This is a genomic window from Pseudomonas sp. EA_5y_Pfl2_R50, assembly GCF_963970475.1.
Classification (GTDB): Bacteria; Pseudomonadota; Gammaproteobacteria; order Pseudomonadales; family Pseudomonadaceae; genus Aquipseudomonas.
The window spans coordinates 55229-81892 of the sequence record NZ_CAXAPT010000011.1 but is presented as its reverse complement, the minus strand read 5'-3'; the positions used below and the strand labels follow the sequence as shown (position 1 = coordinate 81892).

The window sequence follows — 26664 nt, the reverse complement described above, 5'->3', positions numbered from 1 at the left end:
GATTTTGTTTTAGATGAGTTCCACTACCAGGCAGGTAACCCGTGTCCTTTAACCACTACTACCAAAGCGAACTCACCGCACTGCGCCAACTCGGTCGCCGTTTCGCCGAGCGTAGTCCGGCGTTGGCGCCGTATCTGGGCCAGGCAGGGCGGGATCCGGACGTGGAGCGGTTGCTCGAAGGCTTTGCGTTTCTGACCGGGCGTCTGCGCCAGAAGCTCGATGACGAGTTGCCGGAGCTCAGCCATTCGCTGATGCAACTGCTGTGGCCGAACTACATGCGCCCGCTGCCGGCGTTCAGCATTTTGCAGTTCGACCCGCTCAAACGATCCGGGCCGGCGTTGCGCGTCGAGCGCGATACGCCGATTGAAAGCAAACCGATCGAAGACGTGCGTTGCCGCTTCCGTACTTGCTACCCGACTGACGTGCTGCCGCTGGATCTGGCCGCGCTGAATTACTCGGTGAAGGGCGACGGCTCGCTGCTCAGCCTGCGTCTGGAAATGAGCGCCGACGGCCACCTCGGGGAGCTGGAGCTGAGCAAACTGCGTCTGCACTTTGCCGGTGAGCGCTACATCAGCCAGATGCTTTATCTGAGCTTGCTGCGCAACCTTGAAGGTATCGAGCTGATCCCGCTCGACGGCGCTGGCAAGCCCATCGATGGCGTCAGCGGCAAGCCAATGGCCTTCAAGATTCCCGGTGACCGGGTCAAACCGGTGGGCTTTGCCGAAGAAGAGGCGTTGATCCCGTATCCGCTGAACACCTTCCGTGGCTATCGCTACCTGCAGGAATACTTCGCCTTCCAGGACAAATTCCTGTTCGTCGACGTCAACGGTCTGGACATCATCAACGCGCTGCCGGAAGACACTCTCAAGCAGATGCGTGGCCTCGAATTGCGCTTCGATATTCGCAAGAGCGGCATCATGCGCATGCGGCCAACCCTGGATAACGTGAAGCTGTTCTGCACGCCAATTGCCAACCTGTTCGCCCACGACGCGCTGCCGATTCGCCTCGACGGCAAGCAGGATGAATACCTGCTGCTGCCAGCGGAATACGATCTGGAAAACTGCGGCGTGTTCTCGGTGGAAACCGTGACTGGCTGGAAACCCGGCGGTCTTGGTTATCAAGAGTACGTGCCGTTCGAATCCTTCGAGCACGACCCGAGTTTCGACGTACCCAATAGCCGTCCGCATTACAGCATCCGCCAGCGTTCTTCCTTGCTGCACGACGGCCTCGACACTTACCTGAGCTTCGGCATCCGCCACACCGAAGCCCACGAAACCCTGTCGATCGAGCTGATGTGCACCAACCAGAATTTGCCGCGCAAGCTCAAGCTTGGCGAGATCTGCATGGCCTGCGAAGAGACCCCGGAGTTCTTGAGTTTCCGCAACATCACCCCGGCGACTTCCAGCTTCGCGCCGCCGCTGAACCGTGACTTCCTGTGGAAGCTGATCAGCAACATGTCGCTTAACTATCTGTCGCTGGCCGACGTCAATGCGTTGAAGGTGATTCTCGAAACCTACGACCTGCCGCGCTACTACGACCAGCACGCGGAGAAGGTCAGCAAACGCCTGCTCGGTGGCCTCAAGCACATCAAGCATCACCACGTGGACCGCTTGCACCGTGGTTTGCCGGTGCGCGGTTTGCGCACCGAGCTGACCATCGACCCGGAAGGGTATATCGGCGAAGGCGACCTGTTCGTCTTCGCTTCGGTTCTTAACGAGTTTTTCGCGCTTTACGCCAGTCTCAATTCATTCCACGAGCTGCGGGTAAAAAGCACACAGGGAGAGGTGTACCAATGGACACCACGTATGGGCCTGCAGCCCCTGCTTTAAGCGGGCTGACCAAGGTAATACGCGAGTACTCGCTGTTTCAGGCCGTGCTGCTGGTGATCGACCGGCTGCGCGAAGCACACCCGCATCTGAGCGAAGACGACCTGTACGATCAGGTCGAGTTTCAGGCCAATCCGAGCCTCGGTTTTCCGCGCAGCGACGTTGATCGCGTGGAGTTTTTCGAAGAGCACGGGCAGATGCGCGCGCGCATGCGTTTCAACCTGATCGGCCTGGTCGGTTCCGGTTCGCCGCTGCCGGCGTTCTATGGCGAACAAGCCTTGGGCGACAGCGAAGACGGCAATCCGACGCGCAATTTCCTCGACCTGTTCCACCATCGCCTGCAACGGCTGATGCTGCCGATCTGGCGCAAGTACCGCTATCGCGCAAGTTTCCAGAGCGGCGCGATTGACCCGTTCTCGTCGCAGCTGTTTGCGCTGATCGGCCTGGGTGGCGACGAGATCCGCAAGGCCAAGGAGCTCAACTGGAAACGCCTGCTGCCGTACCTCGGTCTGCTCAGCTTGCGGGCGCACTCGGCGGCGCTGATCGAAGCCGTGCTGCGTTACTACTTCAAGCACGAAGACCTGGTCATCGAGCAGTGCATCGAGCGCCGCGTAGAAATTCTCGAAGAGCAGCGCAATCGTTTGGGACGCGCCAACAGCCTGCTCGGTGAAGACCTCGTGCTCGGCGAACACGTGCGCGACCGCAGCGGCAAATTCCGCATCCACATCACCGAACTCGACTGGCAGCGATTCCATGAATTCCTGCCGATCGGCTTCGGTTACCAGCCGCTCTGCGCGCTGGTGCGGTTCACCTTGCGTGACCCGCTCGACTACGACATTCGCCTGGTCCTGCGCCAGGAAGAAATCCGCGAACTGCGCATCGGTGAGCAGAACGCCTGTCGCCTCGGCTGGACCAGTTGGCTGGGCCGCGAAAAAGCGGACGGCGTGGTGACCCTGGGCAGCAAAATTCATTAAGGACGTGAGCCATGATCAACGTAGACCTGCAACAACTCATCCAGGCGCTGGACGCCGAAACCCGTCGTGATCTGGAACGTTCGGCCGAGCGTTGTGTGGCCCGTGGCGGCAGCAAGATCCTCGTCGAAGACTTGCTGCTCGGGCTTCTCGAGCGTCCGAACGGCTTGCTCTCGCGTGCGTTGCAAGATGCTGACGTCGACGCCGGTGAACTGAGCGCCGCGCTGCAATCGCGCGTCGAGCACAGCGCTTCGCGCAACCCCGTGTTCGCCCCCGAACTGGTGCAGTGGCTGCAAGACGCGCTGCTGGTGGCCAACCTCGAACTGGGCCAGACCCAGGTCGAGGACGCCGCGCTGATCCTCGCCCTGCTGCGCAATCCGATGCGCTACGCCGGCAGCCGTTATCAGCCGCTGCTCGCCAAACTGAACATTGATCGCCTGAAAGAATTTGCCCTGTCGCAACAGGAGCAACCGGCGGCCAACGGCAAACCGGCGGCCCAGGGCGAATCGCTGTTGCAGCGTTTCACTCACAACCTGACCCAGCAGGCCCGCGACGGCAAACTCGACCCGGTGCTGTGCCGTGACGGCGCGATTCGCCAGATGGTCGACATCCTCGCCCGCCGCCGCAAGAACAACCCGATTGTGGTGGGTGAGGCCGGTGTCGGTAAGACCGCCATCGTCGAAGGCCTGGCCTCGCGCATCGCTGCCGGTGAAGTGCCGCAGGTGCTCAAAGGCGTTGAACTGCTGTCGCTGGACATGGGGCTGTTGCAGGCTGGCGCCAGCGTCAAGGGTGAATTCGAACGTCGCCTCAAGGGCGTGATCGACGAAGTCAAAGCCTCGCCAAAACCGATCATCCTGTTCATCGACGAAGCCCACACCCTGATCGGCGCGGGTGGCAATGCTGGCGGTTCCGATGCGGCCAACCTGCTGAAACCGGCACTGGCCCGTGGCGAACTGCGCACCATCGCCGCGACCACCTGGGCCGAGTACAAGAAATACTTCGAGAAGGACCCGGCGCTGGCCCGTCGTTTCCAGCCGGTGCAATTGCACGAACCGACCGTCAGCGAAGCGGTGACCATCCTCCGTGGCCTGGCTCAGGTTTACGAGAAGAGTCACGGCATCTACCTGCGTGATGACGCGGTGGTCTCGGCAGCGGAGTTGTCCGCGCGTTATCTGGCCGGTCGGCAACTGCCGGACAAAGCTGTCGACGTCCTCGACACGGCGTGCGCCCGTGTACGCATCAGCCTCGCTGCTGCCCCGGAAAGCCTTGAGCGTCTGCGTGGCGAACTGGCTGAAGGTGGCCGTCAGCGTCAGGCGCTGCGCCGCGATGCCGAGGCCGGTCTGCTGATCGACCACGAAGCGCTGGAGGCACTGGAAGCGCGTCTGGACGAAGCCGAAAGCGAAATGGTTGCGCTGGAAACCCTGTGGACTGAGCAGAAGCAACTGGCCGAGCGCCTGCTGGAACTGCGTCAGCAACTGGCCAAGGCCCGCGAAGCTGCGGCGGTCGAGCCCGTGGTAACTGTTGAGGAAGACGCCGAAGGCACCGTGATCGAAAGCGTTGTCGCCGACGTCGAAGACGGCCAAAGCGTCGAAGCGCTGGAAGCCCAACTCAACGAAACCCACAGCGCTCTGACCGCGGCTCAGGTCAAAGAGCGCCTGGTCAGCTTTGAAGTGTGCCCGCGTCTGGTCGCCGAAGTGATCAGCGCCTGGACCGGTGTACCGCTGGCGCAACTGGCCCGTGAACACAACGCCAAAGTCGCCAGTTTCGCCACCGACCTGCGCACGCGCATCCGTGGTCAGGAACAAGCCGTGCATGCACTGGATCGCTCGATGCGCGCCACCGCAGCTGGCCTGAACAAGCCTGATGCCCCGGTTGGCGTGTTCCTGCTGGTCGGTCCGAGCGGCGTGGGTAAAACCGAAACTGCACTGGCTCTGGCTGACTTGCTGTACGGCGGCGAGCGCTTCATCACCACCATCAACATGTCCGAATTCCAGGAGAAGCACACCGTTTCCCGCCTGATCGGCGCGCCTCCGGGCTACGTCGGTTACGGCGAGGGCGGCATGCTCACTGAAGCGGTGCGGCAGAAGCCGTATTCGGTGGTGTTGCTCGATGAAGTCGAGAAGGCCGATCCGGACGTGCTCAACCTGTTCTACCAAATCTTCGACAAAGGCGTGGCCAACGATGGCGAAGGTCGCGAGATCGACTTCCGCAACACATTGATCCTGATGACCTCGAACCTGGGCAGCGACAAGATCAGCGACCTCTGCGAAAACGGTGCACGCCCGACCGCCGAGTTGCTCGAAGAAACCATTCGCCCGGTACTCAGCAAGCACTTCAAACCGGCGCTGCTGGCGCGGATGAAAGTGGTGCCGTACTACCCGGTCGGTGGTCCGGTGCTGCGCGAGCTGATCGAGATCAAGCTTGGCCGTCTCGGCGAACGCCTCAACCGTCGCCAGCTGGATTTCACCTGGTGCCAGAACCTCGTCGATCACCTGTCCGAGCGTTGCACGCAGAGCGAAAGCGGTGCGCGTCTGATCGATCACTTGCTCGACCAGCACGTGTTGCCGCTGGTGGCTGACCGTTTGCTCGACGCCATGGCCACCGGCGAAAGCCTCAAGCGTGTGCATGCCACGCTCGACGGCGAAGCCAGCGTGACCTGCGAGTTCGCCTGAGGTGGGTGTGATGTTCACTCAGGTGCCGCAGCCGCTGGTCTATGCCGAAGCGTTGCTGGCGCAGTTCGCCAGTCTGTCGCGGGCGGCGGACGGTGCTGCGCTGCTGGGTGAGTTCGTGCGCGGGTTGGCGGAGCTGAGCGGTTGCGAACTGACGCAGCTGTATCTCCTCGACGCCACCCACACCTGCCTGGGAATGAACGCCGAATGCCTCGACGGTGCCCTGCAACCGCGCGAAGCGGCGAGCCTGCCGGCGGATTACAACGGTGAGCAACTGCTGCAATTCGCCCTGTGCCAGAACCGCGTGGTGTGCCTCGACGACCTGAGTGGGAGCCTGCACGAAACCAGCTTCCTGCCCGTGGCGACGACGCCGTGGCAGTCGCTGCTGTGCGTGCCGCTGGTCAATCAGCACAAGGCCGTCGAAGGTCTGCTGCTCTGTGCCAGCCGGCGCCGCGCCGATCTGCAAGGCTTCGCCGATTCCCTCGGCCAGCTCGGCTCGTTCGTGCTCGGTCAGTTGCACTTGCTGCAACGCCTGCGCCAGCCGCTGGCGCAAGCGGCCCCGGTTGCTCGCACTGTGCCGAGCATCAGCGGCTATGGTCTGATCGGCAAAAGTGCGGCGATGCGCCAGACCCACTCGCTGATCAGCAAGGTGTTGCACAGCCCCTACACCGTGTTGCTGCGCGGTGAGACCGGCACCGGCAAGGAAGTCGTCGCCCGGGCAATTCACGATTGCGGCCCGCGCCGCTCCCAGGCGTTCATCGTGCAGAACTGCGCGGCGGTCCCGGAAAATCTGCTGGAAAGCGAACTGTTCGGCTATCGCAAAGGTGCCTTCACCGGCGCCGACCGCGACCGCGCCGGGCTGTTCGACGCGGCCAATGGCGGCACGCTGCTGCTTGATGAGATCGGCGACATGCCGCTGTCGTTGCAGGCGAAGATTCTGCGGGTGTTGCAGGAAGGCGAGATCCGCCCGCTGGGTTCCAACGATACCCACAAGATCGACGTGCGCATCATCGCCGCGACCCACCGCGATCTGTCGACGCTGGTCAGCGAAGGCAAGTTCCGCGAGGACTTGTACTACCGCCTCGCGCAATTCCCGATAGAGCTACCGGCCCTGCGCCAGCGCGAAGGCGACATCCTCGAACTGGCCCGGCACTTTGCCGAGAAAACCTGTGCCTATTTGCAGCGCGACCCGGTGCGCTGGTCGAACGCGGCGCTGGAACACCTTTCCGGCTACAGCTTCCCCGGCAACGTGCGGGAGCTCAAGGCACTGGTCGAGCGTGCAGTGCTGTTGTGCGAAGGCGGCGAGTTACTCTCCGAGCATTTTTCCCTGCGCATGGAGCCGATGCTGGAAGACAACAGCCACCTCAATCTGCGCGAACGACTGGAGCAGGTCGAGCGCACCTTGTTGCTCGATTGCCTGCGCAAGAACGACGGCAATCAGACCCTCGCCGCCCGCGAACTGGGCTTGCCACGGCGCACGCTGCTGTACCGCCTCGGCCGTCTGAACATCAATCTGGGAGATTTCGATGGGTAGGCAAAAGATCATCGATTTTCCCGCAAAACCCCATTTCAGCGCCGCCCGCAAGGGTCGGCGCTTTGTGCTTTGTCCACCCCTGGAGACCCTCTGATGTCTGTTCGTCACTGGCACGCTGTCCTGCTGACCCTCGTCGTTCTATGCGGCCTGGGCGGCTGTAGCGGCAATTACAAATTCAACGACAACGACTATCGCCCGTTGGGTGATCCGCAAGCGGTCAATCGCGGCAAGTGACCGCAAGGAGCATCAAACATGGAATTGGTTTTCGAAATGCTGAACACCAAGCAGTTCGTGCCCACCGAGTTGTGCCAGAGGACCTTCAAACAGGCCGGTGGCGTGATCGGGCGGGGCGAGGACTGTGACTGGATCATCCCTGACCGCAAGCGTCACCTGTCCAATCACCACGCGATTGTCAGCTTCCGCGAAGGCACGTTTTTCCTGACCGACACCAGCAGCAACGGGGTCCAGGATGGCAGCAGCGGCGCACGTCTGCACAAAGGCGAACCGGTGCGCATCGAGCATGGCAGCACCTACATCCTCGGCGACTTCGAGATTCGCGCGCGCCTGGTGCGTGACCCGGCGACGTTTGACGGTGAAGCCGGGCGTCCGCGTGCCGCCGGCAGCATCATCCCGGACGACGCGTTCCTTGACCTCGACCCGCTCAATGCCCTCGAACAGCAAGAGCGCGTGTACTCGGAAATCGACGAACTGCTGGCGCCGAACACCAAGCCTGAAGACTCCCGTCAGCGCGCCGACTACGCGCGCATCGACATGGAAAGCCTGATGGTGCCGGAGCTGATTGCCGCGCCCGTCGAACCTGAGCCGGCTCCGGCGCCGAAAGCCGTTGAGCGGCAAAGCGATGGTTTCTGGGAACACTTCGGCGCCGCGCTGGGCGTGGACGTCAAAGGCCTCGGCCAGGACGAGCGCGAAGCCCTGGCGCTGAATGCTGCGCGTTTGCTGCGCCAGAGCATCGGCGGTTTACAGCAGAGCCTGCGCACCCGTTCCGAGCTGAAAAACGAATTGCGTCTGGCCCAGACCACCGTGCAAGGCACCAACAAGAATCCGCTGAAATTCGCCGTCGATCCGAGCGAAGCGCTGGAGATCCTGTTGCAGCCAAGCAAGCCGGGGCATCTGCCGGCCGAGCAAGCCATCTCTCGAGCGTTCCGCGATCTGCAGGCGCATCAGGTGGCCTTGCTGACCGCCAGCCGCGCCGCCGTGCGCGGCACGCTGGAGCACTTCTCGCCGGAGCAACTGACCCTGCGTTTCGAACGCGACAACAAGCCGCTGATCGCCACGTCGGGCGGGCGCTGGAGAGCGTTCGGTCGTTATCACCAGGCGCTGCGTCAGGACGATGACTGGAGCGAGCGCCTGTTGGCCCGCGACTTCGCCCAGGCCTATGAAGAACAGATCCGCCTGATCTCCACCCTCCACACCGACCACCAAGGATGATGCGCATGTCTCGCCGCTCGACCGCTTTTTTCAAGACGCTGACTGCGCTCACCGTGCTGGTGCTGCTCGCCGGTTGCTCGTCGCTGTCGCCGTACTCGAAAGTGACCAAGATCAACCTGAAACTGACCGGCAGCGATCAGTTGAACCCTGACCTCAACGGTCGGCCGTCGCCGATCGTTGTGCGCCTGTTCGAACTCAAGCACCCGGTGACGTTCGAAAACGCTGATTTCTTCAGCCTCTACGAGCGCGCCAAGGAATCCCTCAACCCGGATCTGGTGGCCAGCGAAGAACTGGAACTGCGCCCGGGTGAAACCGTGGAGATGAAGCTCAAGGTGGAGGAGGGCAGCCTTTATGTGGGCGTTCTCGCCGCTTACCGCGACTTGCCGGAAACCCAATGGCGCCACACGGTGCAGATCACCCCGCTGGAGGTCACCGAAGTCGATCTGACTCTGGATCAGAGCGGCATCCGTAACACCCATCAAGTGCTTGCCAAGGCGGATGACTGATCATGAATACCCATAAAGTCATTTGGCAGGAAGGCATGTTGCTGCGGCCGCAGCACTTCCAGCACAACGATCGCTATTACGATCACCAGATGAAAACCCGCACCCAATTGCTGGGTGGCTACACCTGGGGTTTTCTCAATCTGGAGATCGACCTGCAGTTCCTCAACATGGGCAAACTGGTGATCAGTGAAGCCTCGGGGATTCTGCCGGACGGCAGCCTGTTCGAACTCGGAGGCAACACCGAGCCGCTGGCGCTGGACGTGCCGCCGAACACCGGCAACACGCCGATCTACCTGGCGCTGCCGCTGGTCACCGGTAACCACATCGAGTCGCGCCGCCCGGAGCAATCCGACGTGCTCGCACGCTACACCGCGTATGACGCCGAAGTCGCCGACTCCAACGCCGGCGACGATTCTGCCAGCCAGGTCAGCTGCGGCCGACCGGACTTCAAACTGTTGCTCGGCGAGCAGCAGAGCGATCAGGCCTACGTGAAGCTGAAGATCTGCGACGTGCTCGACACCACGCCCGACGGCGTGATCAGCCTCGACCCGGATTTCGTCCCGACCTACATTCAGGCCCACGCGTCCAGCTACCTGCTGTCGTGCCTGAAAGAAGTCATCAGCATGCTCAGCCACCGGGGTGACACCATTGCCGAGCGGATTCGTTCCAACGGCAAAGTCGGCGGCGCGGAAGTCGGCGACTTCATGATGTTGCAACTGATCAACCGCACCGAACTGCTGTTGCGTCATTACCTCGGTCTGGAGCAAGTGCACCCGGAAGAGCTGTACCGCACGCTGCTGACCATGCTTGGCGATCTGGCGACCTTCTCCGGTGAGAGCAAACGCCCGCGTCTGGACAGCCGCTACTCCCATGCCGATCAGGGCGGCAGCTTCCGCAAGCTGATGGAAGCGATTCGTCAGGTGTTGTCGATGGTGCTCGAACAGCACGCCATCGAACTGATCCTGCAAGCGCGTCAGTACGGCATCATCGTCTCGCCGTTGCACGACCACAAACTGCTCGGCTCGGCTTCGTTCGTGCTGGCGGCCAGTGCCAACTGCGACTCCGAAGAACTGCGCCATCGCTTGCCGGCGCACCTCAAGGTCGGCCCGGTGGAGCGCATCCGCCAACTGGTCAACCTGCACTTGCCGGGGATCAAGGTCAAACCGTTGCCGGTGGCCCCACGGCAGATCGCGTTCCACTCGAACAAAACCTATTTCATCCTCGAACTCAGTTCCGAAGACCTGGCACAACTCGAGCGCTCCGGCGGTTTCGCGTTCCACGTGTCCGGCGAATTCGCCGAACTTGAACTGAAATTCTGGGCCATCAGGAACTGACCGACATGAACACGGAAACGGATTACAGCCAGGACGACAAAACCGTCCTGCTCGATCGTCAAGGCCACGGACCGGCATCGGGCCCGCTGACTGATTTCGCCGCGCCACCGCGTTTCGAGCAACTGGAAGAACGCATGATCTACGCCGCACGCCTGCGCCCGGCGGAAGCGTTCAATATCAGCCTCAACTCGCTGGTCGCCGCCTCATCCGAATTGCTCTCGGAAGTGGTGCGCCTCAAGCACAGTGAAACCCGCGAAGACTTGTACGCGCTCAACGAGCGCCTCACCGCCGGGCTTAAGTTGTTCGAAGTACGCGCCCTGCACAATGGCGCCGAAAGCAGCCAGGTGATGGCCGCGCGTTACGTGCTCTGCACCGTGGTCGACGAAGCCGTCGTGACCACGCCGTGGGGCAACGAAAGCGAGTGGTCACAGATGAGCCTGCTGAGCAGCTTCCACAACGAAACCTTCGGTGGCGAGAAGTTCTTCCAGCTGCTTGATCGACTGTCGAAGAATCCGGTCAAGCACCTGCCGATGCTCGAGTTGATGTACCTGTGCCTGTCCCTCGGTTTCGAGGGCAAGTACCGCGTACAGGCGCGCGGCATGCTCGAACTCGAAGGCATCCGTGACGCCTTGTACCGGCAGATCCGCCAGTTGCGTGGTGACGTGCCGCGTGAATTGTCGCCGCACTGGGAAGGCCTCAACGATCAGCGCCGCAGCCTGGTGCGCATCGTGCCGGCGTGGATGGTGGTGCTGTTCACGTTCGTCTGCCTGGTGATGATGTATTCGGGTTTCGCCTGGGTCTTGGGCGAGCAACGCGACACCGTTCTGCAACCTTATCAGCCGTTTGATCCGGCCGCGGTGCAACCGCAGTCGCAGCCGTAAACAGGGACGTGTGATGAAAAAGTTTTTCAAGAAAGTCGGCGCCTTCCTGCGCCAGACCTGGGTCTGGACTTTGCTGCTGGTGCTGTTCGTGGCGCTGCTGGTGTGGTTCGTCGGCCCATTGTTGGCGGTGGATGACTACAAATTCTGGGAGAGCGCGACTGCGCGCCTGCTGACCATCGCCGTGCTGTTCCTGATCTGGGGCCTGACCATGGTCTTCGTCAGCTGGCGCGCGGGCATCCGCAAGAAAGCCGTCGAAGAAACCGAAGACGGCCAGGATCGCATTCGCCGCGAAGAGCTGATCGACGAGGAGCAGAAGGAGTTGAAGGCGCGCTTCAAGGACGCGCTGAAAACCCTGAAGACCTCGAGCCTGTATCGCGGCCGCAGCGAGCGCTGGCGCAGCGACTTGCCGTGGTATCTGCTGATTGGTCCGCAGGCCTCGGGCAAGACCAGCCTGCTGGACTTTTCCGGTCTGGAATTCCCGATCAACAAGATCGACCGCAAGCTGACCCGCGACACTCTCGGCACCCGTCACTGCGACTGGTACTTCGCCGACCACGGTGTGCTGATCGACACCGCCGGGCGTTACCTGACCCAACCCGACGCCGAAGTCGACGGCAGCGCCTGGACGACACTGCTGGAACTGCTGCGCAAGCGTCGTCGCGGGCGTCCGTTGAACGGCGTGCTGGTGACCATTCCGGTGGAAACCCTGCTCGGCGGCAGCGAGCAGGACATCGACACCCTCGCGCGCCAGGTCCGTGGTCGTCTGCAAGATGTGCATCAGAAGCTGCACGTCGACGTGCCGGTGTATCTGGTGCTGAGCAAGGCTGACAAGCTGCTCGGTTTCGACGAGTTCTTCGATCAACTGACCCGCGAAGAAAGCGATCAGGTACTGGGCACCAGTTTCCGCAAGGAACAGGTCGGCACCGATGTGGCTGTGCTGCGCAACGAGTTCGAAGAGCTGCTGCGTCGCCTCAACAGCCAGGTGATCATGCGCATGCACTCCGAGCGCGACACCCAGCGCCGTGGTCGCATCCTCGACTTCCCGCATCAGCTGGGGCAGATCGGCGAGCGCCTGTGTCTGTTCGTCGACATGGCGTTCACCGGCAACCGCTATCAGCGGGCAACGCAGCTGCGTGGTTTCTACCTGACCAGCGCGCCGCACCTGACCCAGGAAATGGATTCGACCACCGCCGGCATCGGCGCCAGCCTCGGCATGAACGCCGGCGTGCTGCCGACCCTGCGCAGCGGTCGTTCGCGGTTCATCCATCACTTGCTCAGCCAGGTGATTTTCCCTGAGGCTGATCTGGCCGGTCTGGACAAGCGTGAACGCAGCCGCATCCATTGGGGGCAGCGCGCGCTGTATGTCGGCGCACTCGGTGCACTGGTGCTGTTCGGCATGCTGTGGGCCGGTGGATTCTCGGCCAACTACGAGCGACTGGAAAACCTGCGCAATCTGGCGCAGAACTGGACACAGCAACGCACGGCACTGTCGCCGCGTGATGATGCAATGGGCGTGCTGAAAACCCTCGACACCAGCTACGCCGCGACGCAGGTCTTCCCGAAGAAGGGTGACGTGTCGTACCACGAACGTGGCGGTCTGTATCAGGGCGAAGACGTCAATCCAGTGGTCAAAGAGGCTTACGAGCGCGAGCTCGAAAAGCAGCTGCTGCCACGGGTTGCAACCATGCTTGAAGGGCAGATCCGCGCCAACATGAAGGACCGCGAAAAGCTGCTCAACAGCCTGCGCGCGTACCTGATGCTGAACATGAAGGACCGTCGTGATGCGGCGTGGCTCAAGGATTGGGTTGCCACTGACTGGTCGCAGCGCTACACCGGCAACACTGCGGTGCAGAACGGCTTGAACACTCACCTCGAACGTCTGCTGAAGCAGCCTTTCATCTACCCGCTGAACGATCAGTTGGTCACTCAGGCCCGTCAGGTATTGCGTAGCGAATCGCTGGCCACTGTGGTTTACCGCATGCTCCGCGAGCAGGCGCGCAACCTGCCGGACTACCGCTTCAGCCAGCACCTGGGCCCACAAGGTTCGCTGTTCATCGGCACCGAATACGTGATCCCGGGGTTCTACACCCAAAACGGTTATCAGCAGTACTTCTCGGTACAGGGTTCGGCGCTGGTCACCGACATCCTGCGTGACAACTGGGTGCTGGGTGAAGGTGCGGGCATCAGCGACATGGACTTGCGTCGCCTGATGGTCGAACTGGAGCAGCTGTACTTCCGCGATTACGCCAACTACTGGAGCGAAGCCGTCGGCCAGGTGGCCTTGCCGCCGATCAGCGACGCCGGTGAAGGCGCCGAGCAACTGGCGGGCCTGACCTCGGCGAATTCGCCGGTGCTGGCGTTGTTGACCGAAGTGCGCGAGAACACGCGTTTCCCGGCTGCCGCCGATCCGGTGGATGAGGCCGGTGATGCCGCCGATGCACTGGCCGGGCAGAAGGGCAAGCTGGGTAAAGTCGGCAAACTGGCTTCTGCCGCAGCGGACAAGGCTTCGGCCCTGAACCTGGCAAAGAACCTGCCGGACACTGCGAAAAAATCCCTGCAACGTCGCTTCGAGCCGTTGCATCGGTTGCTTGATGACAACAACGGCCCGGCGGCAGACCTGACGCCGGCACTGAGCGCGCTCAACGACCTGCAACTGCAACTCGCCGGCCTGGCTCGTTCCAGCACGCCGGAACAGGCCGCGTTCGAACTGGCGAAAACCCGCATGAGTGGCCAGCGTGATGCGTTGACCAACCTGCGCAATGCCTCTGGCCGTCTGCCGCGTCCGCTCAGCGTGTGGTTCAACGTGCTGGCCGAAGACTCGTGGCGTCTGGTGCTCAACGATGCCTACCAATACCTGAACGGCCGTTATCAGAACGAGCTGTACAGCGTGTATGGCAAAACCATCAGCAAGCGCTATCCGTTCAGCGCGAGCAGCACCAGCGACGTGGCGATCAGCGATTTCCGCGAGTTCTTCCGGGCTCAAGGCACCGTCGACCGCTTCTTCGACAGCTACATGCGTCCGTTCGTCAGCGGCGATCCGGGCAACTACCGCATGCGCAGCGTCGACGGTCACAGCCTGCCGGTGTCGAAGATGTATCTCGACCAGATGGCGGCGGCGCTGACGATTCGTCAGAGCTTCTTCTCGATCAACCCGGCCGAGCCGACCGTGCAGTTCAAACTGGAGCCGTACACCCTCGACCCGGCGGTGAGCCGTTCCGAGTTCAAGTTCGGCGACAAGACCATGGAATATCGCCACGGTCCGATCCTGCCAATGTCGTTCAAGTGGCCGACCGATGCTGAAGACGGCCGCACCAGTCTGGTCATGGACAAGATGGCCGGTCGCCCGATCGGCATTGAGAAAAACTCCGGCCCATGGTCGCTGTTCCGTCTGTTCGACCTGATGCAGACCGAGTACCTGAGCGGTCGCGACGTGCTGGTGCTCAAAGCTGACGTGGGTGGCCTGCGCGCCAACTACCTGCTGACCAGCCAGCGCACGCCGAACCCGTTCGACATGGGCGTGCTGCGCACCTTCCGTATGCCGGTGCAGCTCTGATGCTGGTGGCCAGTACCTGGCGCAGCGCGGCGCGTACCGACCCGGGCAAGGTGCGGGCGCGCAACGAAGATGCCTTCCTTGACTCACCACAGCACGGGCTGTGGGTGGTCGCGGACGGCATGGGCGGTCATCAGGGGGGCGACATCGCCAGCCAGTTGATCGTCGCCAGCCTGGCTGAACTGCCGCAACACGAGGATTTCGACGAACGCCTCAAAGCCATCCGCCAGTGCCTGCACTGGCTGAACCGGCGCTTGGGGCAGGAGTTGACCGTCACCGCCGGACGCCACGACAGCATCATGGGCAGCACCGTCGTCGCGCTGCTGGTGGAAGGCAATCGCGCGGCCTGCATCTGGGCCGGCGACAGCCGTTGCTATATGTGGCGAGGGCAGCGGCTGTATCAGCTGTCCAAGGACCATTCGCTGCAACAGCAACTGATCGACGAGCAGCAAATGAGCGTCGAACAAGCGGCAGCGCATCCGGCAGCTCAGGCCTTGACCCGAGCCGTCGGTGCGGCTGAACAACTGACCCTGGATGTCCTGGAACTCGAGGTCTATCCGGGCGATGCGTTTTTGCTCTGCAGCGATGGTTTGTATCAGGGCCTGAGCAGCGATGCCCTTGGCAACGCCCTCAGCCTGAGTGCGCCGCACGTGGCGCTGGAACGTTTGTTCGACGGTGCCCTGCGTGGCGCCGCCCGGGACAACCTGACTGCCGTGGTGATCCGCCAATGAGTGAAATCGAATCGTCAGTCGATGACTTGTTGATGAGCGAAGAACAGGCCAACAACCTGACCTACTTCGCCTTCGCCAAGGAAAACAAGGCAGAGCCGTTGCTGGCGCCGACCAAGGCCAGCATCGGTGCACTGCCGGATGTACTCGCCGGTCGCTACCACCTCGAGCGTCTGCTCGGGGCCGGTGGCATGGGCGCCGTTTACCGGGCGCGGGATCTGCTGCACGAACAGTTCGGTGATCCCGATCCTTACATTGCGCTGAAAATTCTCAGCGAAGAATTTGCCGAATCGCCGGATGCCAGTGCCTTGCTCTACAGCGAGTTCGCCCTGACCCGACGCCTGCGCCACGACAACGTCGTGCGTGTGCATACCTTTGAAGTCGACACCGACTGCCAGCGGGCCTTCATCACCATGGAATACATGCGTGGCCTGACCCTGGACAAATTGCTCTGCGAGCGGCCCCTCGGTCTGCCGTGGAAAGAAACGCGCGACATCGCGCTGCCGCTGCTCGACACGCTGGCCTACGCCCACCGTCGCGGCGTGCTGCACGGAGACATGAAACCGAGCAACGTCATGCTCAGCGAAGACGGCTTGCGCCTGTTCGACTTCGGCCTGGGCCAGGCAGAAGAGGGCACCTTGCCCGGCCTGCCGCATCTGAGCCGCGAGCGTTTCAACGCCTGGACCCCGGGCTACGCCGCCCCCGAACTGCTTGAGGGCCAACCGTTGTCGGCCAGCGCGGACGTGTACGGCGTGGCCTGTGTGATCTTTGAGCTGGCGAGCGGCAAACACCCGTTCCGCCGCTTGCCCTCGACCCAGGCCCGCGACGAGCACCTGGAGCGCGAGCTGCAAGCCCCGGCGAACTTACCGAAACACGGCTGGCCAGCGCTGCAAACCGCGCTGAGCTTCAACCCGGCAGAACGCACCATCACTGCCCAACAATTGCGTGACGCCTTGGGCGCCACTTCGTCCTGGCTGCAACGATTGCGACTTCGGGCGTAACGGACGACATTCGAACAGGGAGCACTTTATGTTCAACCCAGCTAACGAAACCCACTTCAGCCTCAAGGTCGAAGACTACGTCGGCGACCTGCAAGTGCTGTCGTTCACCGGCACCGAAGGCATCAGCCAGCCGTTTCGTTTCGACCTCGAACTGGTCAGCGAAAACCCTGATCTGGACCTCGAACAACTGCTGCACAAGCAAGCGTTTCTGGCATTCGATCCACAAGGCTCGGGCATCCACGGCCAGATCTACCGCGTCGCCCAAGGCGATGCCGGCAAGCGCCTGACCCGCTACAAAGTGTCGATGGTGCCGCAACTGCAATACCTGCATCACCGCACCAACCAGCGCATCTACCAGCAGATGTCGGCGCCGAAAATCATCGCGCTGATCCTCGAAGAACACGGGATCAAGGGCAACGCCTACAGCTTCCAGCTCAGCCAGCCATGCCCGGATCGCGACTACTGCGTGCAATACGACGAAACCGACCTGCACTTCGTCCAGCGGCTATGCGAGGAGGAAGGGATTCACTACCACTTCCAGCACAACCCCAAAGGCCACCTGCTGGTGTTCGGCGACGACCAGACCGTGTTCCAGAAACTCGGCCAGCCAACCGCGTACGTGCAAGGCAGCGGCATGGTCGCCGAAGAACCGGTGATCAAAGGCTTCAAGCTGCGCCTGGAAACCCGCACCAGCCGCACCACGCGCCGCGACTACGACTTCGAAAAGCCGCGCCTGCAAATGGAAGCGGCGTACAAACCGGATGGCGAGAGCACCGAGCCGGATCTGGAAGACTACGACTACCCGGGCCGCTTCATCGACCGAGCACGCGGTAAGTTCCTCAGCCAGCGCGCCCTCGAACGCCACCGCGCCGACTACCGCCAGGCCGAAGGCCGTGGCGATCAGACCAAACTGGTCAGCGGCCACTTCATGGAAATGTCCGACCACCCGCGCAGCGAGTGGAACGACCTGTGGCTGCTCACCGAAATCGTCCACGAAGGCAAACAGCCGCAAGTCCTCGAAGAAGGCGTGACCAGCGACACCACCGACAACAAAGACGATTTCCACCAGGGCTACCGCAACACCTTCCTCGCCACCCCGTGGGACGTGTTCTACCGCCCGGCCCTCGAACACCCGAAACCGCGCGTACTCGGCAGCCAGACCGCCATGGTCACCGGCCCCAAAGGCGAAGAAATCCACTGCGACCAGTACGGCCGCATCAAAGTCCAGTTCCACTGGGACCGCGAAGGCCAGGCCGACGACAAAACCAGCTGCTGGCTGCGCGTCTCCAGCTCCTGGGCCGGCGACCGCTACGGCGCCATCAGCATCCCGCGCATCGGCATGGAAGTCCTCGTCACCTTCCTCGAAGGCGACCCCGACCAACCGCTGGTGACCGGCTGCCTGTACCACAAGGAAAACCCGGTGCCATACGCCTTGCCGGCAAACAAGACGCGCAGCGTGTTCAAAACGCTCAGCTCACCGGGCGGTGGCGGTTACAACGAACTGCGCATTGAAGACAAGAAAGGTGCAGAGCAGATCTACATTCATGCGCAGCGCGATTGGGATGAAAACGTTGAGCACGACCAGAAGATTCGGGTCGGGAATGAACGTCATGACACGGTGGTTAAGAACACTTATACCGAGCTGAAGGCTGAAGAACACCGCACCACGATTTCCGACCGTAAGGTTGAAGCGAAGCTGGATGATCACCTGACGGTTGGGCAGAACCAGCATGTGAAGCTGGGCACGGCGCAGCTGACCAGTGTGGGGAAAGAGATACACCTCAAGGCTGGGGACAAGATCGTTATTGAAGCGGGGACGGAGCTGACCATTCTAGGGGGTGGGAGCTTTATCAAGCTCGATGGCGGTGGGGTGACGGTGGTTGGGCCGGTGATCAAGATCAATGCGGGTGGCTCGGCTGGGTCGGGGACCGGGATCGGGATTAAGCCGCCGGTGCTGCCGGGGGCGGCGGATAAGGATAAGGCGGGGAGTTTGATGGATCAGGCGTTGTTGAATGCGCCGCCTGAGAAGGTTAAGCCGAAGGCTTTTTTTGTATTTTCTGAGTGATGAGTTTCGTGATGATAACCAACAAGTACGTAAGGCAGATGAAGTGGTTTTCCATTGCACTGCTGACCTTGGGGATGAGTTCGGGTGTCTTTGCCTCTCCGTCCAGCACCGCCCAATGCCCAAGCAGCAATTTTGCTGATTTCGTCAAAATTTTTTCATCTGACTTAGAGACACAGAAAGCGTTTATTGCGTCTCCTGTGAAGCATATTCACGTGATAGCTGAAGGGAAAATACCGAAGGTCATCGAACGGAGCTTGAGCGCGATAGCCGGCGATGAGTTGAAGGTGCTGCTTCCGGAAAATGCTGCCAAATCAGGTCTCACTATTGATACCCAGGTGCCTGACAGGGTGGTCATCCGTGATGAGGCGGGCCATTTTTTGAAGATTTTCGTCTTCAAACACAGTGATTGCTGGGCTCTGAGTCGAGTGGAGGACTGGGCAATCGATGCGGTGATGGAAGAGATCACTCAGTCTGAGAAACTCACGCCCGGTGAGCTGGAACTCAAAAAAGGCGCCATATTCGACAGGTTGGTTAACAAGGCGTCTCCCGAATCAGGGATCTATTTGTACGCCGCGGTATTGGATAGCTATTTAGATGGCGCCCGGAAGGGTTCGGCGCAAGCAGCATTCGCTGCTGCGGGAATCAGTCTTTCTGGACAAGCGCCACGCTTGGAGAATTCCAGAATCCTGGCGTTGTTGATTCAAGCTTCAGAACAGGTCCCGGATGCCGGCTTGACTCTCGCGGATTTTTATTGCGACGAAGGTGAGTATGACGAAAATCACGGTTGTATTAACCCCAAAGAATCAATAGCGACATTGGAGCGTGTCGCCCGCTTAGGTTCGACTAAAGCACTGATTCGTTTAGGCGAAGTGTACGAAGCAGGAGCCCTCGTAGCTGCTGACTTGCCTCGTGCAATGGCGTGTTACCGGAAGATTCAGAAAACCGACCCTAAGACGGCTACCGCTTTGGTTGAGCGCTTGGTAGCCCGAGGCGCCGTCAGCGATAACTCTATTCAATGTTTTGAAGCAGGAAGCTTTTGATGAGCACAGGACTACTTGAGCAAAGGCAGCAATATCGCACTGGTTATGAGTACGGCCCTTACAAGGGCGAGACTGACCATGATAACGATGGCAAAAAGGAAATCGACTGCTCCGGGCTTCTTTATCGAATGCTTAAGGATGCGGGATATACGATCCCTTACCTCACGACATCAGGGTTAAATACCGACACTACTTATTTTGATGTAGTCCCGCTTGCGGAAGTACAGCCGGGCGATATTGCACTGTGGATAAACTTTCATGGACACACGGGGGTCATCGAAGACATTTCCGGGTCGCCTGTTCGAGATCGGGGGAATTTCTTCGGTTCGCAGTCTTCAAACGGACCGAAATCTGCCAAATATGGGGCGGGTAGTGGTTACTGGCCAATGCCTGAAAAGTTTTTACGCCCGAAGTCCCAATTCAGAAGCGCACAACCAGCATCCGCACCTACTCCTGCGCCAACCCCTGCACCGGCAGGCCCAGCACCGCTGATGAGCTTCCAATATCCATTCAGAAAAGCTGACGGCAAGCAGTTTTCTGATGCGGATGAGATTTACAAGGCTCTCGAAAACGAGAGTGCCGGGCATTACTTGCTGGGCAGCAACAAGTTCTGGCACGGTGGCATTCACATCAGCAATGCCAGCGCTCCCCAATGCATTTTGAATGAACCGATTCGCTGCATGGCCGATGGCGAGGTGGTGGCATATCGTCTTAACGAAGATTATTTGGAGTCGATCTTTGGTGAAAATGAAAAAAAACTGAAGTATTCCAATTCTTTTTGTCTTGTACGCCATGAGTATAAATCCGAGCCTAATCCTGAAGATGGGCCAAATAAGGGCAAGCAAAATAAGCTGACTTTTTTCAGCCTTTATATGCATTTGCTACCTTATAAGCGTTATCCGCTGTCGGAGGAGGAAACTCCTAAGCCTAAGGTGACAATGCAGGTTGACGACTTTAAGGCCTACGATAGTTTTCCCGAAGCATCCGGATGGCCCTCTCCAGGAAAGTTGACCAGCGGGACCAAACTTGAAGTATTGGAGGAAAAAGCCGCAGGGGATATTACCTATGCCAAGGGTAAGATTCTTTCGGGAAGCGTCAAGAACAACTCACAAAAAGTACGCTTGTCAGGCAGTGTGGTCTGGTTTGCTTACCTGAAAAATAGTGAGCCATTTAAGAACTCGCAGCAAAAGCGTACATGGCGTGCCGACCCGATTCCCGAGCGTAATAAACCAAAATATTGGCAAGGGAAGGTAAAAGGTACTGCTATCAAAAAGCTGGATCTGTATCAGGAACCGGCCTCACCGCAGAATGGACAGCCCGCAGGCCCCAGAAAAGGAACAATGCAGCTTAATCCGGGAAGCGTTGTTGAGTTTGAAAGTAAAGATGTATTGAACCTGACGGTGTCGGGGGCCACCCGACGAATGGCGAAATGCACGAAAATCAATGGCGACCTTGCCGGCGCGGGTGAGGTGACAACTAGTTTTTGGGCATTCGTGGGAAATGAATTTGTCGCTTGGGATGTCATTCCAACAAGTTTTGATTCCGTCGAGCTCACGGGTACAGGGATTAAGGCTGGCGATCCGATTGGCTATCTTGGGCTGACGGAAAATTTGTCAGGAGAGGACGGTAGTGTTTCAAGCAAGCATCAGGTTCATGTCGAGATCTTCACAGCGGAAACCCATGTAGCGGACTTTTTGAAGAATAGCGCGGGGTTAAAAGTCGGGAAAAAATTTCTTCACTTGTTAGCAGGAACAAATCTAAAGAGAAATGCGCCAGCGACAGATTTTACTCCGCTCAAGAAAGCGCATGCCGTTAATATAAGCAAAACCCGTGCAGTCAAAGAAGGCGCTGAGGATTTTTATCAGGTTTCTGTCATCGAAGACGGCTTGCCATTGGCCGGGCTAATAAACAAAAAAGAAACCGAAATAATCACGCAGCACGATTGGGAAAAACTCGGCTTCAGTGTTGTTGAGGAGTCAAACTCGACGGCGGATGGATTTCTTGATCCGGATAGCATGCCGCAGTTTTTCAAAGATCTGTTCCTAAAGATGGATACCAATGACGATAAGGAAGTTGATCCTGCAGAGCTTGCTGCTGCATTGAAAAATGCAGAGACAAGAGCGAGCTGGTCCAAGCTGATCGCGCGTCATCCTACGGAATGGAAAGAGCGAGCAGATGCTGCCAAATGGAGTCGACTTGATGTGATTTTAAAAGACACTCCGAAAACCTTGAAGCACGAGAAAGAGCGAATTACGAAGTATGTGTTTTGGGAGGATCTAAAAGACAAGGCCGCCATGAGTACGGACTTGATTTGGCATTTTCATCCCATTGAAGTGCTGAGCAACTTTATGAGCCGGTCCGAATTTATAGACGTGGAGCGTTTTGTAGCCATGTATGCTGAGCAACATGCTTCGTTCCAGGCTGACGCGCCTCCGCTGTCTGCTGCGTCGAAGTCTAACTTGCGTAAGATTGCAGAGAATGTTAATAAATATCTAGACAAAACCAAAGAGGTTTATACCGTCTATGAATTGTCATATATGTTCGCGACGGCGCGTCACGAGGCTTATCAATTTATGATTGCTGAGTATTTTAGCGCTGCGCCGGAGTATGGGCCAGTTTCCTATTTTGACAAATATGATCCTGTGCTTGCGGATACCGCAACACGCAGACAAACTGCGATCGGCAACGGTAATACGGTACAAGGGGACGGTTTTAAATATCGGGGTCGTGGTCTCGTCCATTTGACGTGGAAGAAAAACTATCAAAAGGCGAAAGATTATTTTGGAATCGATTTTGTCTCCAATCCCGATGAGGCCGCTGGGTTTGAAAACTCTGTGCCAATTATGATATGGGGTATGAAGGAAGGTATATTTACTGGGAAAAAACTTGGCGATTACGTTAATAATACCACCAAGGATTATGAAGGTGCGCGCAAGGTAATCAACGGTTCTGACCAAAAAGCGCTGATCGCAAGTTATGCCGTGAAATTCGAAGCGATACTAAAGGCCGCATCAATTGCGCCGGAGACCAAATGAGTATGAAGATTAAGTTGCACGTAGGTTTGGCTATTATATCTTTCGTATTGGCAGATGTCGCAGTCGCCGAACCGCATGACGTGTACTCAGCCGATGTCGGCGCTCAATCTCTAACCGTTACTTGGTCAGGTGGTAGTAAAACTATAGAGGGCGTTGTCGGAAGTCGGGGCGAAACAACTAGGGAGTTGGTTGAATTCAATGGGGGGAAGGCCCTCCATTATGAGAATTTGGCGTCGCGTGCTCCGTTTGAGGCCTATTTTACATTGATTAGGCAAGGCGCGGAGCTTCTCATAGATTGCGTTTATACAAATATTCGGAACGAGCAGAATGGAGTTCTAATAAACAAAGCCGTGTGTGGCTTGAATCGCCCTTTAGCTGAAGAATATGAAGAAACAGTTTCTGAGTTTTCAGATCAGTGGAAAAATTTAACTAACAAGGTTGCTATAGCTCCTTTGCTGGCAACGCCACCGGTATTGGTCGAGGTTGAAGACTCAACTCTTGGTGGGGTGAAGTTATCCCGAACCTATCATTCTCCGAATGACCTAAGGTTTTCGCGCCCCGAGAGCGTTGTAAAGAAAGACAAAGTCAGCCACTCCTTTGGTGATAACTACGTATTTTCCGTTTACTCGCTTGGGGATTTAATTAGTCCGAACTATTTTGATGTGTCTTCTGGAAAGCTTGACAGTCCATTCGTAAGGTATGATTGGGCTGCTTTAAATAAGTTGTTCTGATCAACTCTTCTGGCCTCAAAGGAAGGACGGATCTGTTTGGTGTGTACTGCGATTTTTGTGTAGATCGCGAAGGCAAACGGGTCTGTTCTATTTAACTCACTGGCTTAATAATGGCGGTGGGGAAATGGGGACAGGCTACGGTTTTAGTCATTACCCAAAAAACATGGTCTATCTCCTTTTTCTGAGAGGGAATTTTTTTAGGAAAACGGGACGGATTTATTTGTTACGCTCGACCGCTTTGAATTTGGTTGAGAACTTAAATAGATCTGACCCGTTTGTCGGTTCTGACTCGATCTTCTGTCGCAGGCCCGTTCAGAATTGAACGGATCACTGATTTTTTTACGGACGCCAAGGAATGCAGTTTTTCAGGTTCAGCCTCATTTTTTTATTTTCAATACTGTCGTCTGTGGTCATGGCTGAGGGCACGATGATTGCCACCATCCTTCAGGCCGACTTTTCCAAGGATCCGGAAGTCCGGTTGCTTGTCAGAGTCGTTGATGTGGGTGGCGGTTCGGATACCCCTTCCATGGCGGTTCGTAATCAATGCCTGGAGAGGAAGGCGTCCGCAGAACGTCCTGGGCCGGATCCGTGCTTTTCGATAGAGATCACTGAGAGCAAAAAGCAACGGGCCATTGTTCGGCAAACGCTATTGAATGATCCTCAGCGCACAACCGACCCTATCTATTTGGAAATTGTTTATCGCTCGGAGGTCAGCGAGAGCGATCCGACGAATCACCATCAGCGATCCGCCACACTGAAGATCGAAGAAAACGGCCTCTACAATTGGAACAATGAGAGCGAACAGGCATTGGCGGACGTTGAGTGGTTTCCTTCGGAAAATGGTGTTCTTGATCTGATGGTTTCTGACGCGGATGCATTGTTGAATTCTGTATATCGGGATCGTATGAGTCGGCTGGACGAAAGCGGTCAGAAAGCACTGAGAGAAACTCAAAGAGCCTGGATGAAATTTCGAGATGCGGAGTGCCAAGCCGACCCGAAATCGCATAAATCAGTTTTCGGTGAGTGGTCCGATGCCTGCCTAATTCGCGCGACGATAGAGCGTGCTCGCCAATTGGCTTTGGCTCCGGACAAGAGCAGACGTTGAAACGGACAAGCAGAGCATTCGCTCGAAAGCGCCGACTTGGATGAGCATGAACAAACTTTTCTTTCTCTTTTTTGCGCTATTTCCTTTAGGCGCTCAAAGCGCAGTGTTTCAACAGGCATAGGAAAGGTGAGTGGTGAGACGCGGAGCGTCTCGGTATGCATTCCCACGCGGAGCGAGGGAACGATCAGTGGGCGAGTGCTGCATCGTGACTTGGCGGTCATCGTGCGGGAACTTGACTGCATCCTCTTCCAACAGCGGCAGATAGTGGCGTTATCGTCCGAATCCCTTACACTGCCCCGGCCGTTCATTTTCCTTTTGAGGCTGTGCGCATGAAATTTCGTTTTCTTCTGTGGATGATGGGTTTGTTGATGGGTAAGGCCAGCCGGAAAAATCCTGCGTTCCAGCAACAGTTGGGTGACAAGGATCTGGTGTTTCAGCTGCAGACGCTGGACGGGAAAGTGGCGCGGCATTTCGTGGTGAAGAATCAGCGCATCACCAGCAAGTCTGGCGTGGTGGCGGAGCCGGCGTTTGCGATTGCGTTTAAAGATGCCGGTTATGGCTTTGCGACGATGCAGGCGAAGAACAAGCAGTTGGCGTTTATGCAGGGGATTCAGGACAAGTCGATCCAGCTCAAGGGCAATCCGGCGCTGGTGATGTGGTTTCAGGGGTTGATGAAGTATTTGAAGCCGAGGAAGGCCAAGCCCAAGGCTTGAGTCTGGGATCAGATGCGGTCAGGTAGGCCGGGTTGGATTCTTCGCGAGCAGGCTCGCTCCCACAGGGATTTTGGTGATCCTTGGGGGAGCGGGCCTGCGTTGTTTCAGGCCTGGCTGAACTGCGAGGCCAGTTCGCGTAGCAGGACTTCAGCCTCAAGGACTTTGCTGACCACGTCGTTGGCTTTGTCGCGGGTCAGGCCGACGCGTTCGAGCAGGGCGTCAGGGATGTCTTCGTCGGGGCCGGAGCCGATGCCGCGGCTGCGCAGCAGGCGCACGGCCAGGCAGACGAGGTTCGGGTATTCGGCGTAGGCGCCGTCGTAGCTTGGGTCGTGCTGGAAGCGCAGGGCGGTGGCCAGTTCATCGGGCATGTCCCAGTAGCGCATCAGCCACGAGCCGATCTGTTCGCGACTGATACCGAGCAGGTGTTGCTCGATGTAGCTGTGGCACAGGTGCGGGTTGACCTCCAGGTGGCGGCAGATCAGCGAGAAGTGCGGCGGGAACACGTGGGCCAGCAGCAGGTAACCGAAGTTGTGCAGCAGGCCGGCCAGATACGTCAGGCCGGCTTCCGGACGCTGGGCGCGCGGCATGGCGCGAGTCAGGCCTTCGATGACGGCGGCGGTGTAGATCGACTGCTGCCAGTACGGCGTGGTGTGTTGCGGGTGATCCTTGGGCAGGCTCAGGGTCTTGCCGAGGGCCAGGCCCAGGGCGAGGTTGATCACCAGATCGAAGCCGAGTACGCGGACGATCGCGTCTTCCACCGAACGAATCTTGCCCGGCGAGGCGTAGTACGGCGACGCCGCCCAGCTCACCACTTGTGCGGCCAGCGCCGGGTCGGTTTCAACGACGCCGGTGATGTCGTCGATGGTGGCGTTGGGGTCAACGCGCAGTTTGATGATTTTTTGCGCAGTTTCGGCCAGCGGTGGAATCTCGATGGTCGCTTCCAGACGCTGCTGAATCCGGCGAGCGGTGAACGCCTGCACGGCCTGGGTGATTTCCTCGCGGTCATCGTCCGGGCGGTCGAGGTTCGGGCGGATGCTGCTCAGGGCTTCGCCGAAGTTGGCGGCGCTGGCCTTGGTCAGCATGGTCTTGAAGTCTTCGCTGGCGATTTCCAGCAGCAGGCCCGGCTCGCCGGAGTTGATCAGCAGCTTCGGTTCGCGCAGCAGGCTGTCTTCATACAGGCACGGCGAACTGGTCAACGCCGGCAGGCCCGGCAGCAGGCTCAGGTTGTGTTTGCCGAGCATCTTTTGCAGGCGCTCGGTCGACACGGCGGTGAGGCGCCGGCCCGTCAGTTCGGCGAGGCGATTGAGGTCGAGCAACTGGCTCTGCGCAAACAGCACCATCAGCGCACCGACAGCGTCATCCAGCAACACGGCTTGCACCTTGCGCGATGCATTGAGGCCGTGGTGGTCGAGCACTTCTTCGTAGGCGATCCCGAGCTTGTCCAGCAGCAGCCGGATGACAGACGGCGCGTGCGGAGATTCGGGGGCGAGAGCGGCTTCGGTCATGATCTGTATCCGTTTTTGAAA

The 26664-nt window shown here is 58.8% G+C and carries 19 protein-coding genes; 18 read left to right on the top strand and 1 reads right to left on the bottom strand.

The annotated features are described in order from the left end of the window. Positions 1-41 precede the first annotated feature (41 nt). The 18 genes from tssF (at position 42) to AACY19_RS19145 (ending at position 25138) form a co-directional block, all read left to right on the top strand. Positions 42-1829, top strand: coding sequence for a type VI secretion system baseplate subunit TssF (tssF, locus tag AACY19_RS19230; RefSeq protein ID WP_339452937.1), 1788 nt, complete (start codon positions 42-44; stop codon positions 1827-1829). Further along, the gene (gene tssG, locus AACY19_RS19225) at positions 1793-2800 is read left to right on the top strand and encodes a type VI secretion system baseplate subunit TssG (RefSeq protein WP_122594483.1); all 1008 of its coding nucleotides are present in this window, start codon (positions 1793-1795) and stop codon (positions 2798-2800) included. Before tssF ends, tssG begins: the two co-directional genes overlap by 37 nt. An 11-nt stretch (positions 2801-2811) precedes the next feature. Beyond that, positions 2812-5469 (top strand): type VI secretion system ATPase TssH, encoded by a 2658-nt coding sequence (tssH, locus tag AACY19_RS19220; protein WP_339452933.1) that lies wholly within the window; start codon positions 2812-2814, stop codon positions 5467-5469. A gap of 10 nt (positions 5470-5479) precedes the next feature. After that, complete coding sequence (locus AACY19_RS19215; protein WP_339452931.1) at positions 5480-7000, top strand: sigma-54 interaction domain-containing protein; 1521 nt, start codon at positions 5480-5482, stop codon at positions 6998-7000. A 93-nt stretch (positions 7001-7093) separates the two neighbouring features. Continuing rightward, on the top strand, positions 7094-7234 hold the full coding sequence (locus AACY19_RS19210) for a hypothetical protein (RefSeq protein ID WP_003229566.1): 141 nt from the start codon (positions 7094-7096) through the stop codon (positions 7232-7234). A gap of 18 nt (positions 7235-7252) precedes the next feature. Beyond that, positions 7253-8449, top strand: coding sequence for a type VI secretion system-associated FHA domain protein TagH (gene tagH, locus AACY19_RS19205; protein WP_339452929.1), 1197 nt, complete (start codon positions 7253-7255; stop codon positions 8447-8449). Between the two features lie 5 nt (positions 8450-8454). After that, entirely contained in the window at positions 8455-8955 is a 501-nt protein-coding gene (tssJ, locus tag AACY19_RS19200; protein WP_339452927.1) for a type VI secretion system lipoprotein TssJ, read from the top strand. A gap of 2 nt (positions 8956-8957) precedes the next feature. Then, entirely contained in the window at positions 8958-10289 is a 1332-nt protein-coding gene (gene tssK, locus AACY19_RS19195) for a type VI secretion system baseplate subunit TssK (protein WP_064389585.1), read from the top strand. Positions 10290-10294: 5 nt separating this feature from the next. After that, positions 10295-11170: a type IVB secretion system protein IcmH/DotU gene (gene icmH, locus AACY19_RS19190; protein WP_339452923.1), complete on the top strand. Its 876-nt coding sequence runs from the start codon at positions 10295-10297 to the stop codon at positions 11168-11170. A 13-nt stretch (positions 11171-11183) separates the two neighbouring features. After that, complete coding sequence (gene tssM / locus AACY19_RS19185) at positions 11184-14723, top strand: type VI secretion system membrane subunit TssM (RefSeq protein WP_339452921.1); 3540 nt, start codon at positions 11184-11186, stop codon at positions 14721-14723. Continuing rightward, positions 14723-15451, top strand: coding sequence for a PP2C family protein-serine/threonine phosphatase (locus AACY19_RS19180; RefSeq protein WP_339452919.1), 729 nt, complete (start codon positions 14723-14725; stop codon positions 15449-15451). Before tssM ends, AACY19_RS19180 begins: the two co-directional genes overlap by 1 nt. Continuing rightward, on the top strand, positions 15448-16449 hold the full coding sequence (locus tag AACY19_RS19175) for a serine/threonine-protein kinase (protein ID WP_339452917.1): 1002 nt from the start codon (positions 15448-15450) through the stop codon (positions 16447-16449). Before AACY19_RS19180 ends, AACY19_RS19175 begins: the two co-directional genes overlap by 4 nt. Positions 16450-16477: 28 nt before the next feature. Continuing rightward, the gene (locus AACY19_RS19170; RefSeq protein WP_339452915.1) at positions 16478-18514 is read left to right on the top strand and encodes a type VI secretion system Vgr family protein; all 2037 of its coding nucleotides are present in this window, start codon (positions 16478-16480) and stop codon (positions 18512-18514) included. An 11-nt stretch (positions 18515-18525) separates the two neighbouring features. Beyond that, complete coding sequence (locus tag AACY19_RS19165; protein WP_339452913.1) at positions 18526-19554, top strand: sel1 repeat family protein; 1029 nt, start codon at positions 18526-18528, stop codon at positions 19552-19554. Then, positions 19554-22589: a hypothetical protein gene (locus AACY19_RS19160; RefSeq protein ID WP_339452911.1), complete on the top strand. Its 3036-nt coding sequence runs from the start codon at positions 19554-19556 to the stop codon at positions 22587-22589. The genes AACY19_RS19165 and AACY19_RS19160 overlap by 1 nt, the downstream gene beginning before the upstream one ends. After that, positions 22586-23320 carry a hypothetical protein gene (locus AACY19_RS19155; protein WP_339452909.1) on the top strand — a complete coding sequence of 245 codons (735 nt, stop codon included), beginning with the start codon at positions 22586-22588 and terminating at the stop codon, positions 23318-23320. Before AACY19_RS19160 ends, AACY19_RS19155 begins: the two co-directional genes overlap by 4 nt. Positions 23321-23675: 355 nt before the next feature. Then, positions 23676-24425, top strand: a complete 750-nt coding sequence (locus AACY19_RS19150; RefSeq protein ID WP_339452907.1) for a lysozyme inhibitor LprI family protein — start codon at positions 23676-23678, stop codon at positions 24423-24425. Between the two features lie 329 nt (positions 24426-24754). Next, positions 24755-25138, top strand: a complete 384-nt coding sequence (locus tag AACY19_RS19145) for a helicase (RefSeq protein ID WP_339452905.1) — start codon at positions 24755-24757, stop codon at positions 25136-25138. Between the two features lie 104 nt (positions 25139-25242). Here AACY19_RS19145 and AACY19_RS19140 read toward each other — a convergent pair whose 3' ends face one another. Further along, complete coding sequence (locus tag AACY19_RS19140) at positions 25243-26643, bottom strand: aminoacyl-tRNA deacylase and HDOD domain-containing protein (RefSeq protein ID WP_339452903.1); 1401 nt, start codon at positions 26641-26643, stop codon at positions 25243-25245. Between the last annotated feature and the right edge of the window lie 21 nt (positions 26644-26664).